The sequence below is a fragment of the Psychrobacter glaciei genome, assembly GCF_014652895.1.
Lineage (GTDB): Bacteria > Pseudomonadota > Gammaproteobacteria > Pseudomonadales > Moraxellaceae > Psychrobacter > Psychrobacter glaciei.
Genome location: NZ_BMZR01000004.1, coordinates 1 through 13,964 on the forward strand (window position 1 = coordinate 1; position 13,964 = coordinate 13,964).

The following is a 13,964-nucleotide window of genomic DNA, read 5'->3' on the forward strand; positions in this document are numbered from 1 at the left end:
GTCATTGCTTATTCTCCTGTTAGTGGATTATAAGCAGTTACACAAAGTTTGGGAAAGGCTCAGCACTTATAAAGCATGATATCTTGAAGATTAACAAACGTATTAATAATTTTGATTTATGATCTCTAAAATTATAAAGGCAATTTATAATTCGTAAGTTAATTGATCGTTTCCAAGTTTGACATTGCTTTATCTTACTTTCACTATTATCAATGTTGGATTCATCGTGGCCTATGGTTGGGCTAACAGGAAAAATCAACTCGTAGGTTGGGTTAACGAAGGAAACCCAACTGTCTCATATTCATCAAAACCAACTCGTTAGGTCTCATCCTTCGACACCAACCTACAATTTAAACGCGGAATTACCTACAATCCGTAGGTTGGCGTGGAGCTTGCGACACCCAACAAAATTAAGTAATATCAGCTATTAGTTATAATTTGCAGAATAGCATGCAATATCGAAGGCACTATCAAAAAGGAGCAACCTACTTTTTCACTATCAACCTAGCTGATAGATCTAGCGATTTACTAATCAAAGAAGTTGAAACGCTTCGACATGCTTTTCAAACGGTCAAACAAAAACACTCCTTCTACATTGATGCTATTGTTATCTTGCCAGACCACTTGCATATGTTATGTACTATGCCAAATAATGATGCAGACTTCTGTAAACGAATAAAACTCATTAAATATTACTTTTCTTATCATATTGCTAAAACAGAATCTATCTCAAATAGCAGACTTAAAAAAAGCGAGCGTGGTATTTGGCAACGTCGATTTTGGGAGCATTGCATTCGCGATGAATCAGACTATCGAGCACATATTGATTATATTCATATGAACCCTATTAAACATGGGTATGTTAAACAGGCTAAAGACTGGCAATATTCTTCATTTCATCGATTTGTGACGGATGGTTTGCTTCCTATCAATTGGGGCAGATGAGTATATTCTTTTTTAAAGTAAATGTTGGGTGTCGCAAGCTCCACCCAACCTACAAGTTAAACATTTTTCAGACTTGAGATAATTACCAATTAACCTAAACAAACTCCCTCTCAACATTCATCACCCGCGCATCTACCGTATGTTCTATCTTCTCCTCAATTTGGCTGCACTGAGACTCGACCTCACGTTTAGACAATCCAACGATCACAAACGTCCATTCACTGGCATCATGCCGATCACGCTCGCCGCTCTCACATACCGCGACGCTTGGCGTATTGCCAAAGCGTGCATGCAAGCCACCCATACGGTGGCGTTTTTCTTTTAACGAGCCACAACCGGGTAAAGTAAAAGTCAGGGTTAAGATAGCGATATGCATTTTATTCTCCTTACTACAGGGGTTTACGCTTTATAATAGTAGCAAATAAGCACGGCAAGTTATGCTATCGTTACCTTGCCGTATTGATACCTCATAACCACTCACAATGCTCATACTTATACTATTCACAAATATCCCAATAGCCAACATGCGTATCTAATCAATGACCTCTATCAGCTACGTACAGCAACAGCACATTACTCGATTATGCGTGCGCTGCGGATTACTCCTTATGCAGTATGGCGCTGAGTCTGCCGTGGTGGTGGACTTATGCAAACGCTTGGGGCTTGCGTTGGGGATGAACAGCGTAGAATGTTCGCTAAATTTTAATGCCATCACTCTGACGACTATCTGTGACGAGCGCTGTATTACCACCACCAGAGACACGATTAATCAAAGCATCAACGTCAATTTACTGGTACAAATCCAGCAAATTATTAATAAAACCGAAGCCGACACAAATAGCGACAAGCCAGATAACAATCAGCTGAAATCTGAGCTGACTGACCGCACCACTCTTGCGTTTGATGAGCTGGATAAAACCGTGTATCCAACGTGGCTAGTAGGCATATTTGTTGGCGCGTCTTGTGCGGCGTTTGCTTACCTGAATGGTGGCAGTTGGTCGATTACCGCAGTGACATTTATCGCTGGTATGGTAGCGATGTTCACCCGTATTTACCTGTCCAAGCAGCATTTCAATCCTTTTATCACCGTCATTGTGACGGCATTTATCGCTTCCTTAATTGGAGCGACGACCTACTATTTTGATATTGGGAATAATGCCGATATTGCGGTTGCCTCTAGTGTGCTCTTATTAGTACCAAGCTTTCCTTTGATCAATTCTTTCTCAGATATCTTAAAAGGCTATGTCAATATTGGGATTGGACGTGCAGTTTTTACTTATATGCTGACCCTATCAGCGTGCGTTGGCATCGTGATGGCACTGGTTTTACTTCGCATACAGCACTGGGGGTTTTAAGATGTGGTTCATTGAGACCGTTGCGCTGTCGTGTATTATTACCCTTGGTTGGACGCTGATGTTTAGCGTACCCAAACGCTATATCCTGCCTTGCTTGCTGATGACCGCGTTTGGCTTTGGACTAAAGACGGCTCTTGTTTATCAACATGTGCATATCGTGGTTGCTAGCTTTTTTGGGGCGATGCTTGCCAGCTTTTTAGGCGTGTATTTTTCCAAGAAATACACCCTACCGCCCAAAGCATTAATTTCGCCCAGTGTCATTTGTATGATGCCCGGTATCGCTGCTTATAAGGCGATGGTGAGCATGGTGCAGATTGGATATTTTGGTTTTTCAGATGAGTTATTTAGCCAAATGATGGTGTATTTGTTTGAAGCTTTATTTGTGACTTCAGGGTTGGTGCTCGGCTTGTCCATTCCCGGGCTGCTATTTTATAGACGTCGTGCCATTGTTTAAATAGGTTTAAGTGGGTTTAGGCAGGTATAGACATTTAAATATTAGGCTGTTTCTAGCGAAAAACTAACCACATCGAAGTGACTTAACATACCCTAACCACAAAAAACTTGTAAGATGGATGATAAGACCCATTACGGTAGAGTCCAAGATAGCACCAATAACAACTTAATAAAGAGATTCATTATGACCAAACATTATGACTATATCGCCATAGGCGGCGGTAGCGGTGGCATTGCTTCAATCAACCGTGCGGCGAGCTATGGCAAAAAATGTGCCATTATCGAAGCCAACCAATTGGGCGGTACTTGTGTGAACTTGGGCTGTGTACCCAAAAAAGTGATGTGGTATGGCGCGCAAGTTGCCGAGGCTATTCATAAATATGCGCCAGACTATGGCTTTGATGTGGATGTTAAAGGTTTTGACTTCCAAAAACTGGTGCAGAGCCGTCAACAATATATCGAAAATATTCATCGCTCTTATGACAATAATTTGGCCAAAAACGGTGTAGAAGTTATCAAAGGCTTTGCCAAATTTGTCGATACCAATACCGTAGAAGTGAATGGCGAGCTGATTACCGCTGACCATATTTTGATTGCCACGGGTGGTCACCCGATTCAGCCAGATATCAAGGGTGCAGAATACGGTATCGATTCTGACGGCTTTTTTGCTTTGAACCATTTGCCAAAACGCGTGGCGATTGTGGGCGCAGGCTATATCGCTGTCGAGATCGCAGGCGTGTTAAACAGTTTGGGCGCTGAGGTGCATTTATACGTACGCCAGCACTCGCCGCTACGCTCATTTGACCACAGTGTGGTAGAGGCATTGCTCATAGAGATGGAGCAAGACGGTATTCAATTGCACACTAATACCACGCTCACGGAAGTCAATAAAAATGAAGATGGCAGCCTGACTTTATGTACCAAAGATGGCAGCTTAGACGCGACAGATTGTTTGATTTGGGCGATTGGTCGTGCGCCATCGACAGACAATATCAACCTGCAAGTGACGGGTGTGGAAACGAACGAAATCGGCAAAATTAAAGTCGATAAGTTCCAAAATACCAATGTTGCAAATATCTATGCGGTCGGCGATATTATCGAAGATAGTGTGGATTTGACGCCTGTGGCTATTGCCGCCGGTCGCCGCTTATCCGAGCGTTTGTTTAACAACAAGCCTAATGAGCATTTAGACTATACGTTGATACCAACGGTGATCTTTACCCATCCTGCTATTGGTACGATTGGTTTGTCTGAAATCGACGCGGTTGAACGCTATGGCAAGGACAATATCAAATGCTATAACTCAACATTTACCTCAATGTATAGTGCAGTGACCCAGCATCGTCAGAAGTGTATGATGAAACTGGTATGCTTGGGCGATGATGAAAAAGTTATTGGTCTACACGGTCTTGGCTTTGGTGTCGATGAGATGATTCAGGGCTTTGCCGTCGCCATCAAAATGGGCGCGACTAAAGCGGACTTTGACAATACAGTTGCCATTCATCCAACTGGCTCAGAAGAGTTTGTGACGATGCGTTAGTCATTATTGTATGACTTAAAATGAAAAGGCCACTCTGAATCGAGTGGCCTTTCTTTATGGATAGTGACTTGCACTACTTGCTACAAGTCCCTTTTATGCCGAGCTTGAGGTCAGCGATTGCTTCCCTGCCTTCACTTTCAGGTACCAACTTAACACCCGCACCACCAACAATTAAACCTGGCTTAATATATTGTTTTACAAAGTAGTTATTACCCGCTGTAGTATCAATCATTAAATCGTTAGGAGAAAACTCAGATTCGGTAGAAACTTTGTGCTGCATATTGCCTAGTACTTCATGATAGAAGAAAGTGCCGCGCGCAGTTTCACCAATACATTCATCATCTACCCACACATCTTTCTTTAAAGCCCCACCCACCACACTATTGCTACGATAAATATATAGACCAGCATTGTTGGCACTAGGTGCTTTCACTTGCTTGAGTACGTTAGATACTTCAACATTTTCAGTGGGTACAGAAGCACAACCGGCAAATAGTATTGATGTAATCGTTAGAAAAGCGATTTTTTTTAGCATGTTATCTCTCTAAGAATAAGGGTGGCTTTATTTAATATATTTCAATGACTTTATTATGAATAACTTATAGGAACATGGCTCAGTTTCAATAGTCGAAACCAACTCATCACTCGCTCGATAAAACCTAAAACTGGTTTTGCAAGTGCCTCAATTATCAGTAATAGCCATGTGATATCTATATGACTATTACTGATAATTGAGATTTTCGTTGATTATTTATCACTAATCCCCTCGTTCTTAATGTATCTATAAAGTTACTCGAACTATATAGAATTATATCTTAGATATCCAACTTATTTTCTCGATATTTGCCTATTTTTATTCAATATCTCTTTTCTGTATTTGAATCACCTCTATTCTAATAGCTCTGGGAAATTTAAGTGAAGTCACGTTCATACAGACAGCACAATCCCGATACTGCTATGATGCAATTAATACTGACCGTTGAGAGATGACTGTGTGGCAGGTGTACTTATTTATATTACCGATTGGTCTGGGAATTATGACATTGGCAGCAAGCTTGTTGTTTTTGTTTGCTTATCTGATGTCTGATGACAATGCCACGCGCTTGCCAGCATTTAACTGGTTTAAGCGCTTAATTATCGTGGCATTTATCCTGCTAAGTATTGGTCTATTTATGACCTTCAAGCATTTTTGGCGTTGATTCAGACAGATCGACTTTGTTAGCTAACGATTTTTTCTAACTCCAATAACTCCAAATCCTCACGCTTTGGCTCGCCATTATTGCCATCGTTTGGAAATGGCATTTTATTACCATTTAACTGATAGCCGCGGCGCTGATAGTAAGCCAAAAGCTCAGGACGATGACTCAAGATAGACATGGTCAAACGCGCAGGGTTTTTATCAGCTGCTTGCCCATTTGACGATAAATGACGAGTAGCGAAGGTTTCTGCTGCTTGCAAAATCACATTGCCAACGCCCTGCCCTTGTAGCACAGGATGTACCGCAAACATACCGATGTAGGCTTTTTTGTTTGAGTCATTATTGGTTTTGATATCGACCGCGATACAACCGAGTAGCTCACCCGTTTCTTCTGCCTCACCTTCACCACTGGTTGTTTTTGGATACACAAACAGATAGTGTTTGGGATTTGCGATGGTATTAGCCAGCTCATCTGGCGTGATACGAATACCGCCGACCAAATCTGCCTCATTGGTCCAGCCCGCCGTTTCCCGATAGCAGCAGTTTAATAACTGCTCCAGTGCGCCAATATCACTTGCTTCCGCCTGACGTAAAAATACTGAGTCTTTGCTCAAGTAATCTTTATTCATAGTGTTTTTATTCATATTATAATTTTTCCTTTTATTAGCTATAGTGGATTTACTTTAAAAAGAATACATTACTGCTGGGATGAATTTTTCGAAGCCTCTGAAGTGCAAAGCACACAGCAAGTGAGAGAAATTTATACCAGCTGGATGTTTGTATTTGTCATATTTTTTTATATTGAACTGACTATATGTATTAAAAAAGCTGACCCAAATTAATAGGCCAGCCTTAATAGTAATACGTATACATTTTGAGTGCTAGGGCGATAACGCCTGCGCTTGGTCGATAATATTAAATCCAGCATGAATCTGTGCACGCGTCGGTGCATGACCACGGCGGAGCAGTTCAGAGAAGGCAACCAATTCTTTATCACGCCCTAAAGTGCTAGCCGCACTAGCACGTGTGTCTTCCCCATCATCATCAAAGTAATATTCGATATAATTTAGCGTGTCTGGCGAACCAAACAAGATATTATGATCGGGTGTCGCGGCATGTCCACTATAGCGTAGACTTTTGCCATATTGCATCGTCCAAAAGAATGGAATGCGCGCGGCCAGCGAGCTGACACTATCATCATTTAATATTGCAGCCGCAGTCACTAAGCCATGTTGCAAGGCCACCCGCCAATGTTCGATGCGCATGCGCCCCATTTGTCCAGAAGCTTTCGCGATATCGCCCAATGCATAAACCCCATCACGTAGCTGCAAATGGTCATCCACTTGCACGCCATCTGGCGCATTTACTTCTTCGAACAATTCTATACGTGGTGCTACACCAGTCCCTAAAATCACGATATCTGCATCAACTTGCTCACCATTTGCTAGTTTAATACCGCCAACTTGCGAAAAATTGCTGTCGCTAGTCTCATCTGCTTTTTTTACCTCGACGATTTCGGTCACACTGGCATCAAAGACAAACTGAATACCTTTTTCCTCATGCAGCTTAATCAGCGCATTACTGACCGTTTCGGAGACAATATTTCCCATCACCCGATGATCTTGTCCGATGACCGTAATAGAAGCCGTCGTGCCTGCTTGCGCCAATGCGGAAGCGACCTCCATACCGATAAAGCCAGTACCGACAATCACCACACGCTGATCGTGACTGGCCGCTTTGATCAATTTGGCATCATCCATACTGCGCAGTGTATAAACGCCATCAAGCTCAGCCCCTTTAAAAGGCGGTATCTTTGGCTCAGCGCCTGTTGCGACCACTAAAAAATCGGCGGTTTGTCTGTCGCTATGACCATTTTTATCTTTGATGACAATCGTACGTTCATTGGGTAATATTTCGCTGACGGTTTTATTTAAGAGTAAGTTAATATCGTATTTGCTCGCCCAATCTGCACCGCCCAGGAGCAGCTTTTCTTCAGGCATATTGCCCGCTAAAAATGCTTTGGACAATAATGGACGGTTATAAGGGGCTTTGTCATCAGCACTAATCAAGGTGATTTTGCCGCCATAGCCAGTGTTACGCAGTTGATGCGCTGTCATAAAACCAGCCGCGCCACCGCCCACGATGAGGGTATGTGTATCCGTCAGTTTGTCATTTGCAATCTGTTTATCTATCTTAGCTGAGGTATTCACCGTCAAGCTGTCACCGTTATCGGTCACTTCATATTGAGTCAAGCCTTCTGTCGCTATTGGCTCTAATAGCGTCCCATCACGGCTATCAAACGTCGCATGATGCCAAGGACAGACCACGCGATTGCCACAACGCAAGCCTGTGCCTAAATCTGCGCCTGCATGCGGGCATTTGCCATCGAACGCCTGAAACGCATCGTCATCGCGGGTAATTAAGATGATACTATCATCATCTTGCTTGTACGATTTCATGCCGCCACTGGCAATATCGGCCTTATTAATAGTCACTGTGTGAATCGTTGCATTGGTCATAAGTCTTCCTTAACAGTTATAATGGTTTCCTGAATCAAACGTGTTGAAAATAACCCTATCGCATCAGTCAGTCTCAACGAAAAACATTGTTTTCTCTCTGTTTTTTAAATGCTTTTTTAAAACGCTATGCATTGATAGTAGCAAGACCCTTTCGCACACGCTGTTTTTTTGTATGTTTACTGCGTTGCAAAACGTAATCTTTAACCTTTAATCCCTATCTTTAACGCTTCTTGTTAAAATTTATCCTCAAAATAAAAGACGATTTTATGACTTCTCCTAATGCCATCACAGATATTAATGCTAGCCCTCAATCCGCTCTTGAAAGCACTCAAGATAATGAGCAGTTTGATATAGCAAGCATCGATATTACCGCAGCGACAGATACTGCGCAGTTACCCCAGCCTATTCAACCACCTGTACAGCAAGTAACCTATAAAGCCAACGCAACTGATTTCATCGTTAATGAGCTATTGCCGCTCGAATTCACAGGTGAAGGTGAGCACCTATGGCTGCATATCCAAAAATCAGGAATGAACACCGCATATCTGGCAAAACTGCTGTCAGAGTGGGCAGATATTCCTCTGCGCGATGTTGGCTATTCAGGCCTGAAAGATCGTCATGCATTGACAACGCAGTGGTTCAGCTTACGGATACCTAAAAAGCAGTTGCCAACTGTTGAGTTTACGCCGATAGATATCGGAGCCAATGAATCGGTCACTATCATCGACCAGCAATGGCACAATAAAAAGCTCAATCGCGGCACGCATCGTGCCAACCAATTTATCATTACCTTGCGTGATATCCAATTTACTAATTTCGATACGATATCGCCAACACCTGAGCAATTAGTATTGGCAAAGCAAGGTGTCGAGCAGCATTTAGCAAACATCAGCACAACTGGCGTGCCCAACTATTTTGGTCCTCAGCGTTTTGGACGTAATGGTAATAATATTAGAGAAGCATTATCGCTGTTTGCGCGTCCACCGCAACAAAGCAGACCACAATCCAAAAAGAGCAAAAGTAAGCGCGTACCACGAGAGCAAAACAGCATGGAGTTGTCTGCTGCACGTAGTCTGATTTTCAATGAGATATTGGCAGCACGAGTGCGTGATGGCAGCTGGAATACTGGATTGGCAGGCGAAGTGTTTAACTTAGATGGTTCAGGGTCAATATTTACTAGCGAAGCCATAGACGATACGTTGCGTACACGCCTTGAGACGGGTGATATCCATCCTACTGCTGTGCTATGGGGTGCAGGCAATGATAAAGTCAGCGGTGTGGCGGCAGATATCGAGAATGACCTGATTCAGCAAAACCCGCTATTAGGTCGCTTGGCAAATGGCTTAGAGCAGCGCGAGGTAAAAGCACAACGACGTGCGCTACGCCTACCTATTGAAGCGCTATCTTGGGAATGGCAGGATAAAGGTGAGACGCAAATCTTGGTGCTAAATTTCACTTTAACGACAGGCAGCTTTGCCACCAGTGTTTTGGCAAGCTTAGTAAAGCAATTAATACACTAAAGCGTATGCGGTCCTTCGACTATGGTCGCTAGTCATGTGCCGTAGAGCACCTTAATATTATTATTTTCTGCCGCCAACATCTCGTTGGCACTCACCACTTGATTGCGACCACAGCCTTTGGCTTCGTATAAAGCTTTATCCGCCATACAAATTAAACGCTGGCAAATATCATGCGGTAGCTGCGCTGTGGGAGTTTGACGATTCGCTCGTTTACTGCTGTACGATTTGATGATCCGCGGTATTACAAGCGACTGCGACGCTTCTTTTTGGATGGGTGTTTTGCACGCTTGCTTTATGCAATTGCGCTCGTCATGCGTCAGCGTATACAGCCCTAAGCTGGCAGTCACATTAAAACTTATATTGTCATCGACAATTATGGTTTGCTTAGCAATGCTTAGCCGTAGTTGTTCAGCAATGATCATAGCCGTGTCGTGATTCGTATCTGGCAATACAATCAGAAACTCTTCCCCGCCATAACGACTAATGATGGTTTCATCAGTTAAAGACTGCAAGAGCGTCTGTGCGACCTCCACTAAAACTCGGTCTCCTATCTCATGACCGTAATTGTCATTGACCTCTTTAAACCAATCCAAATCCAATAAAATAACGCTGATATCTTGATGGTCTTCTACTGACTTCAGCACTTGCTTCATTTGCGTCAAACCATAACGGCGGTTTTTTAGTTTGGTCAATTCGTCTTGATTGGCATGTAGCAGCACTTCTTTTTTGCTGTCATCCAATATCAATAGCAAGGTGCGAAACATATAAACGATAAAAACAGCTTTGGGCAATGCCAAAAACACATGGGTTAATCGCCAAAAAAATGTTGAAGAGAGCTGCAATTCACTCATGCTGTCCCAGTCCAATGTCGCACTTTCAAAAGCGGAGGCGGCAACGGCATTTTCGATAGCCATGACTTCGTTGTAATTCAAATAACTTGGAGTATCAAGCATGGGATAAATCACCGTTAGCTGACGCAAGCTAGGCAAATCAATACCAAGATAAGGCGATACGATAGCCAACAAAATCAGAAAAACTTGCAGCAAAAATACCCGCCAAGCATAACGACGCTTGATCAACACCATTCCTAGCATCGCACCACCAACCAGCGACACCCCTGCAAACAAACTGCTGTAGCCTATCATCACGATGATCACGGCAATATAAATGGTATAAGGCACAATGAACATTATTTGCCATTTATCCAAATCTTTACCGTTGTTTCCGCTACGAGATAAGCAGCCGATTAGCCACCAAATAAACAATCCTGTTACCGTCACCCCTAACCATAGTGGATATAACAGTTGAATATTGACATAATCATTGAGCGTATCTCGACACCACCAGACCATCAAGCACCATAGCCAATGGGAAAACACTTCTATCAACACAAATAAGGCCAGCAGCGACGCCCTATCGGCCGCCTGCCATTCAAAAATAACTCGGGAGAGTTTTTTATAGCCTAAATGAGATATCTTTACAGCCATAATTGGGCTACCGCAGATAATAAAAGTGATTGAGCTAAGACCAAACAAGAAAATAAAGGGGCTAACTTATATTAAACCCAAACTGTCGCATTTAGTGTGGCAATCTTTCCTTTAACTATCAATCTGTTTAAGTGATTTATACGTCAATATCTGGCATCTTTTTTTATGGCATGGCTTTGCGTCATGGCGTTACTAGATAATTGCGAGTCAAATTTTAACGATTATTATCGTTCATGACTTAATATAATCAAAAGTTGTCCTTTGAAAATATTAAATAACATTTAAGAATTATTAAACAAAGATAGTTTAGCTTATCTATTGGGTCTGAGTGATACCTTATTTTGGACTAAGCCAATGCCGTAAAAGACTGCCAAATGCCTTGTTGTTCTGGCTGCAATGTCGGCACATCTCCTATCCGTCGCCACGGCATATTACTACCATGGAAGTCGCTCCCTATCGAGGTAACGAGCTTGTGCTCTGCTATGCTGCGATCGACCATTCTACGAGTGCTAATCGGTTCACTATTCGCAGGCAGCTCACAAGCGTCACCGCCCAGCTGAGCAAACTCTTCGATAAGCTTACGCACTCGCGTCGCCGAGAGCTGATAGCGCGTTGGATGCGCCAGTACTGCTTTGCCGCCGCACGCGTGAATCAGCTCAATGCCGTCAGCCATGCTCAGTGCATCAATTGCCACATAAGCCGGTTTATTGTCTGCTAAGTATTTATCAAAGGCTTTTTGTACCGTTTTCACTTCGCCACGCTCAAATAACACTTGACCGATATGTGCACGCCCAACTGCTTGTGGATTACCGCTCGCTTTGTCCAGTACGGCTTGCCACAGCTCATCATAGTTGATATCTAATAGCTCGCTGAGCTTTTCAGTGATTCGTTGACCACGCGTGGCGCGGCTATCCTGTAATTGCTGCAGCGTTGCATGCATTTTTTCGCGGTCAGTGAAATCCAGTCCCAGCACATGAATAATCTTGTTGGTGGATTTATTTTTACCGTAACCACCATTCAGCGTATGTTCACAGCTGATTTCAACACCATTGATAAGCGTCATGCCACAGGCAGTGGCAGTGGCTCTCGCGTCATCGATACCCAATAATGTATCGTGGTCTGTCAATGCCAATACATCGACGCCAGCCGCATGGGCGCGTTGCACCACTTCTGTTGGCGCATAAGTGCCATCTGAGCAGGTACTGTGACAATGTAAGTCGATTTTCATATAAAGTGGCCTTAAGGTTTTGAATGTGATAACGCTTATGAGTATGGTATCAATAAAATGCCAAAAAATGGCTAAGGGATGTCATATAAAACGATTATCGTGTTGATTGCTTTTTTTTGGCGCAGTAGACGTGTAAACTACCCCATACGTTTCGTTGGACATGCCACACGCTATGAAAGCCCTATTAGACTTTGTTCCCTTGATCGCTTTTTTTATTGTCGCCCGTACCCAAGGTATTTTGGCGGCAGCAGGCGCTTTACTGATTGCCACTATTGTTGTCTACGCCATTCATTTTATCCGCCAAAAAGGCAAATTTGATAAGCAGCAATGGGTGGTTCTATTATTGACCATCGTATTTTGTGGCGGTACGCTTTTGCTACGCGATGACATTTACTTGCGTTGGAAATCACCGATTATTAATGGCATTTTTGCTTTGACACTGCTTGTCAGTGCCGCTATCAATAAGCCGTTGATGCAGCTAGCGATGAAAGAAGTCTTTACCTTGACGCTTAGCGGTTGGAAAAAACTAACCGTCGCTTGGGCACTGTTTTTTGCCTTTATGGGTGTACTGCATTATATCACGGCATTTACCATGTCGGATGAGGCTTGGATCAACTTCAAAACTTATGGCTGGATTCCTATTATGTTGGTGTTCGTAATCGCTCAGTTTGCGCTGCTAAAAAAACATATCAATCCAGCGCTGACCGATAAAACGGCTAAGTAAGCGCTAAATAATTAGCCGCTAGGTAAGTAATTGCTAGATAAGTAGCCGCTAGAATGATTCACCATTCGGTATGCAAGTTTACTGTCTTATCATAACTCATTACTGCAAAATCCTAATATTGATAATGATTACTCATTAATGATGATACGATTTATTATTACTATTTATTAAGGAATTATTATGTCTTTATTTGCCATTATTGGTCATGACGTTGCTAATAGTAGCGCACAACGGCAGACTACCCGCGCAGAGCACGTCGAGCGCCTGCAAGCATTAGATCGCGAACAACGGTTAATTATCGCCGGTCCGACACCTATTGAGCATGGTAAAAGCGAGATGTCAGGCAGCTTAATCATTGCTGACTTTGACTCTATTGAAGCAGCACAGACATGGGCAAACGCTGAGCCTTACTTGCGTGACGGTGTGTACAGTCATGTCGATATCAGACCCTTTATCTATACCTTACCCAAGCCCGATGACAGCGTATCAGACAAAGTAGCACAGTCGTGAATCAGTGCGCATCCTTGTCAAAAAGTCGCCACTATCAATGTAGTCTTGCTGCCGTCATGCTAATCGCGGCTATGTCAGCGCACGCTGCCCCCACCGTTACCAATACGAGTGTGAATACAGGTACGACTGATCCGTTGGCGGAACAAGCGGCTACCGCGCCAGTAACGACCCCAAATTCAAGCCTTGATATTAACAATACCTTGGCGGCACAGCTGCAACCCTCCAACAAGGCGCTAAATACCGCCAATCAAGAGTTACTCAGTCGTAATGCCCAACTCCAACGACAGGTCAATGACTTGCAAACCCAAGCCAATGTCTTGGTCTATGAGAGTAAAGGTCAACTGTTTTTATATGGCGCGTTCACGGTGTTAATCAGCTTATTGGTGGGTATTTTTGTGTCTTGGTTGGTGTTTGTGCGCCGCGAACGTTGGTAATACCTGTTTTTATTGATTAAAATTATTTGATTGTCTGTCTATGCTTAACGG

Annotated in this window: 15 protein-coding genes; 9 read left to right on the forward strand and 6 right to left on the reverse strand. The window is 43.1% G+C overall.

Annotated elements, in window-relative coordinates; translation table 11 throughout:
• Positions 1–450: 450 nt before the first annotated feature.
• Complete coding sequence (locus IE130_RS09860; protein ID WP_189585320.1) at positions 451–945, forward strand: REP-associated tyrosine transposase; 495 nt, start codon at positions 451–453, stop codon at positions 943–945.
• Between the two features lie 94 nt (positions 946–1,039).
• Here the strand turns inward: IE130_RS09860 and IE130_RS09865 are convergent, their stop codons facing one another.
• Positions 1,040–1,321 (reverse strand): DUF503 domain-containing protein, encoded by a 282-nt coding sequence (locus IE130_RS09865; protein ID WP_189585323.1) that lies wholly within the window; start codon positions 1,319–1,321, stop codon positions 1,040–1,042.
• Positions 1,322–1,484: 163 nt separating this feature from the next.
• Between IE130_RS09865 and IE130_RS09870 the strand changes: the two genes are divergently transcribed.
• The 3 genes from IE130_RS09870 to gorA all read left to right on the forward strand — a co-directional run bounded on the left by IE130_RS09870 (position 1,485) and on the right by gorA (position 4,293).
• On the forward strand, positions 1,485–2,300 hold the full coding sequence (locus IE130_RS09870; protein WP_189585326.1) for a threonine/serine exporter family protein: 816 nt from the start codon (positions 1,485–1,487) through the stop codon (positions 2,298–2,300).
• Between the two features lies 1 nt (position 2,301).
• Positions 2,302–2,754, forward strand: coding sequence for a threonine/serine exporter family protein (locus IE130_RS09875; protein ID WP_189585329.1), 453 nt, complete (start codon positions 2,302–2,304; stop codon positions 2,752–2,754).
• A gap of 183 nt (positions 2,755–2,937) precedes the next feature.
• Positions 2,938–4,293 carry a glutathione-disulfide reductase gene (gene gorA, locus IE130_RS09880; RefSeq protein ID WP_189585332.1) on the forward strand — a complete coding sequence of 452 codons (1,356 nt, stop codon included), beginning with the start codon at positions 2,938–2,940 and terminating at the stop codon, positions 4,291–4,293.
• 73 nt (positions 4,294–4,366) lie between these two features.
• Here the strand turns inward: gorA and IE130_RS09885 are convergent, their stop codons facing one another.
• On the reverse strand, positions 4,367–4,828 hold the full coding sequence (locus IE130_RS09885; RefSeq protein ID WP_189585335.1) for a DUF2846 domain-containing protein: 462 nt from the start codon (positions 4,826–4,828) through the stop codon (positions 4,367–4,369).
• 451 nt (positions 4,829–5,279) lie between these two features.
• Between IE130_RS09885 and IE130_RS09890 the strand changes: the two genes are divergently transcribed.
• Positions 5,280–5,492 (forward strand): hypothetical protein, encoded by a 213-nt coding sequence (locus tag IE130_RS09890; RefSeq protein ID WP_189585337.1) that lies wholly within the window; start codon positions 5,280–5,282, stop codon positions 5,490–5,492.
• A gap of 19 nt (positions 5,493–5,511) precedes the next feature.
• Here IE130_RS09890 and IE130_RS09895 read toward each other — a convergent pair whose 3' ends face one another.
• Positions 5,512–6,135, reverse strand: a complete 624-nt coding sequence (locus IE130_RS09895; RefSeq protein WP_189585339.1) for a GNAT family N-acetyltransferase — start codon at positions 6,133–6,135, stop codon at positions 5,512–5,514.
• A 237-nt stretch (positions 6,136–6,372) separates the two neighbouring features.
• A complete protein-coding gene (locus tag IE130_RS09900) occupies positions 6,373–8,010 on the reverse strand; it encodes an FAD-dependent oxidoreductase (RefSeq protein WP_189585341.1) in 1,638 nt (545 codons plus the stop codon).
• 266 nt (positions 8,011–8,276) lie between these two features.
• Here IE130_RS09900 and truD point away from each other — a divergent pair, with 266 nt between their 5' ends.
• Positions 8,277–9,530 (forward strand): tRNA pseudouridine(13) synthase TruD, encoded by a 1,254-nt coding sequence (truD, locus tag IE130_RS09905; protein ID WP_189585343.1) that lies wholly within the window; start codon positions 8,277–8,279, stop codon positions 9,528–9,530.
• A gap of 32 nt (positions 9,531–9,562) precedes the next feature.
• Here truD and IE130_RS09910 read toward each other — a convergent pair whose 3' ends face one another.
• Positions 9,563–11,017: a GGDEF domain-containing protein gene (locus tag IE130_RS09910; protein ID WP_227676191.1), complete on the reverse strand. Its 1,455-nt coding sequence runs from the start codon at positions 11,015–11,017 to the stop codon at positions 9,563–9,565.
• A gap of 346 nt (positions 11,018–11,363) precedes the next feature.
• A complete protein-coding gene (locus IE130_RS09915; RefSeq protein ID WP_189585344.1) occupies positions 11,364–12,245 on the reverse strand; it encodes a PHP domain-containing protein in 882 nt (293 codons plus the stop codon).
• Positions 12,246–12,417: 172 nt separating this feature from the next.
• Between IE130_RS09915 and ispZ the strand changes: the two genes are divergently transcribed.
• The 3 genes from ispZ to IE130_RS09930 all read left to right on the forward strand — a co-directional run bounded on the left by ispZ (position 12,418) and on the right by IE130_RS09930 (position 13,913).
• Complete coding sequence (gene ispZ, locus IE130_RS09920; RefSeq protein ID WP_189585346.1) at positions 12,418–12,969, forward strand: septation protein IspZ; 552 nt, start codon at positions 12,418–12,420, stop codon at positions 12,967–12,969.
• A gap of 180 nt (positions 12,970–13,149) precedes the next feature.
• Positions 13,150–13,479, forward strand: a complete 330-nt coding sequence (locus IE130_RS09925) for a YciI family protein (RefSeq protein WP_189585348.1) — start codon at positions 13,150–13,152, stop codon at positions 13,477–13,479.
• Between the two features lie 14 nt (positions 13,480–13,493).
• Entirely contained in the window at positions 13,494–13,913 is a 420-nt protein-coding gene (locus IE130_RS09930) for an SH3 domain-containing protein (protein ID WP_227676192.1), read from the forward strand.
• Positions 13,914–13,964 lie beyond the last annotated feature (51 nt).

Coding starts and splice junctions, on each gene's coding strand:
- IE130_RS09860 (WP_189585320.1), top strand. CDS start 451: ATGCAATATCGAAGGCACTATCAAAAAGGAGCAACCTACTTTTTCACT.
- IE130_RS09865 (WP_189585323.1), bottom strand. CDS start 1,321: ATGCATATCGCTATCTTAACCCTGACTTTTACTTTACCCGGTTGTGGC.
- IE130_RS09870 (WP_189585326.1), top strand. CDS start 1,485: ATGACCTCTATCAGCTACGTACAGCAACAGCACATTACTCGATTATGC.
- IE130_RS09875 (WP_189585329.1), top strand. CDS start 2,302: ATGTGGTTCATTGAGACCGTTGCGCTGTCGTGTATTATTACCCTTGGT.
- gorA (WP_189585332.1), top strand. CDS start 2,938: ATGACCAAACATTATGACTATATCGCCATAGGCGGCGGTAGCGGTGGC.
- IE130_RS09885 (WP_189585335.1), bottom strand. CDS start 4,828: ATGCTAAAAAAAATCGCTTTTCTAACGATTACATCAATACTATTTGCC.
- IE130_RS09890 (WP_189585337.1), top strand. CDS start 5,280: ATGACTGTGTGGCAGGTGTACTTATTTATATTACCGATTGGTCTGGGA.
- IE130_RS09895 (WP_189585339.1), bottom strand. CDS start 6,135: ATGAATAAAAACACTATGAATAAAGATTACTTGAGCAAAGACTCAGTA.
- IE130_RS09900 (WP_189585341.1), bottom strand. CDS start 8,010: ATGACCAATGCAACGATTCACACAGTGACTATTAATAAGGCCGATATT.
- truD (WP_189585343.1), top strand. CDS start 8,277: ATGACTTCTCCTAATGCCATCACAGATATTAATGCTAGCCCTCAATCC.
- IE130_RS09910 (WP_227676191.1), bottom strand. CDS start 11,017: ATGGCTGTAAAGATATCTCATTTAGGCTATAAAAAACTCTCCCGAGTT.
- IE130_RS09915 (WP_189585344.1), bottom strand. CDS start 12,245: ATGAAAATCGACTTACATTGTCACAGTACCTGCTCAGATGGCACTTAT.
- ispZ (WP_189585346.1), top strand. CDS start 12,418: ATGAAAGCCCTATTAGACTTTGTTCCCTTGATCGCTTTTTTTATTGTC.
- IE130_RS09925 (WP_189585348.1), top strand. CDS start 13,150: ATGTCTTTATTTGCCATTATTGGTCATGACGTTGCTAATAGTAGCGCA.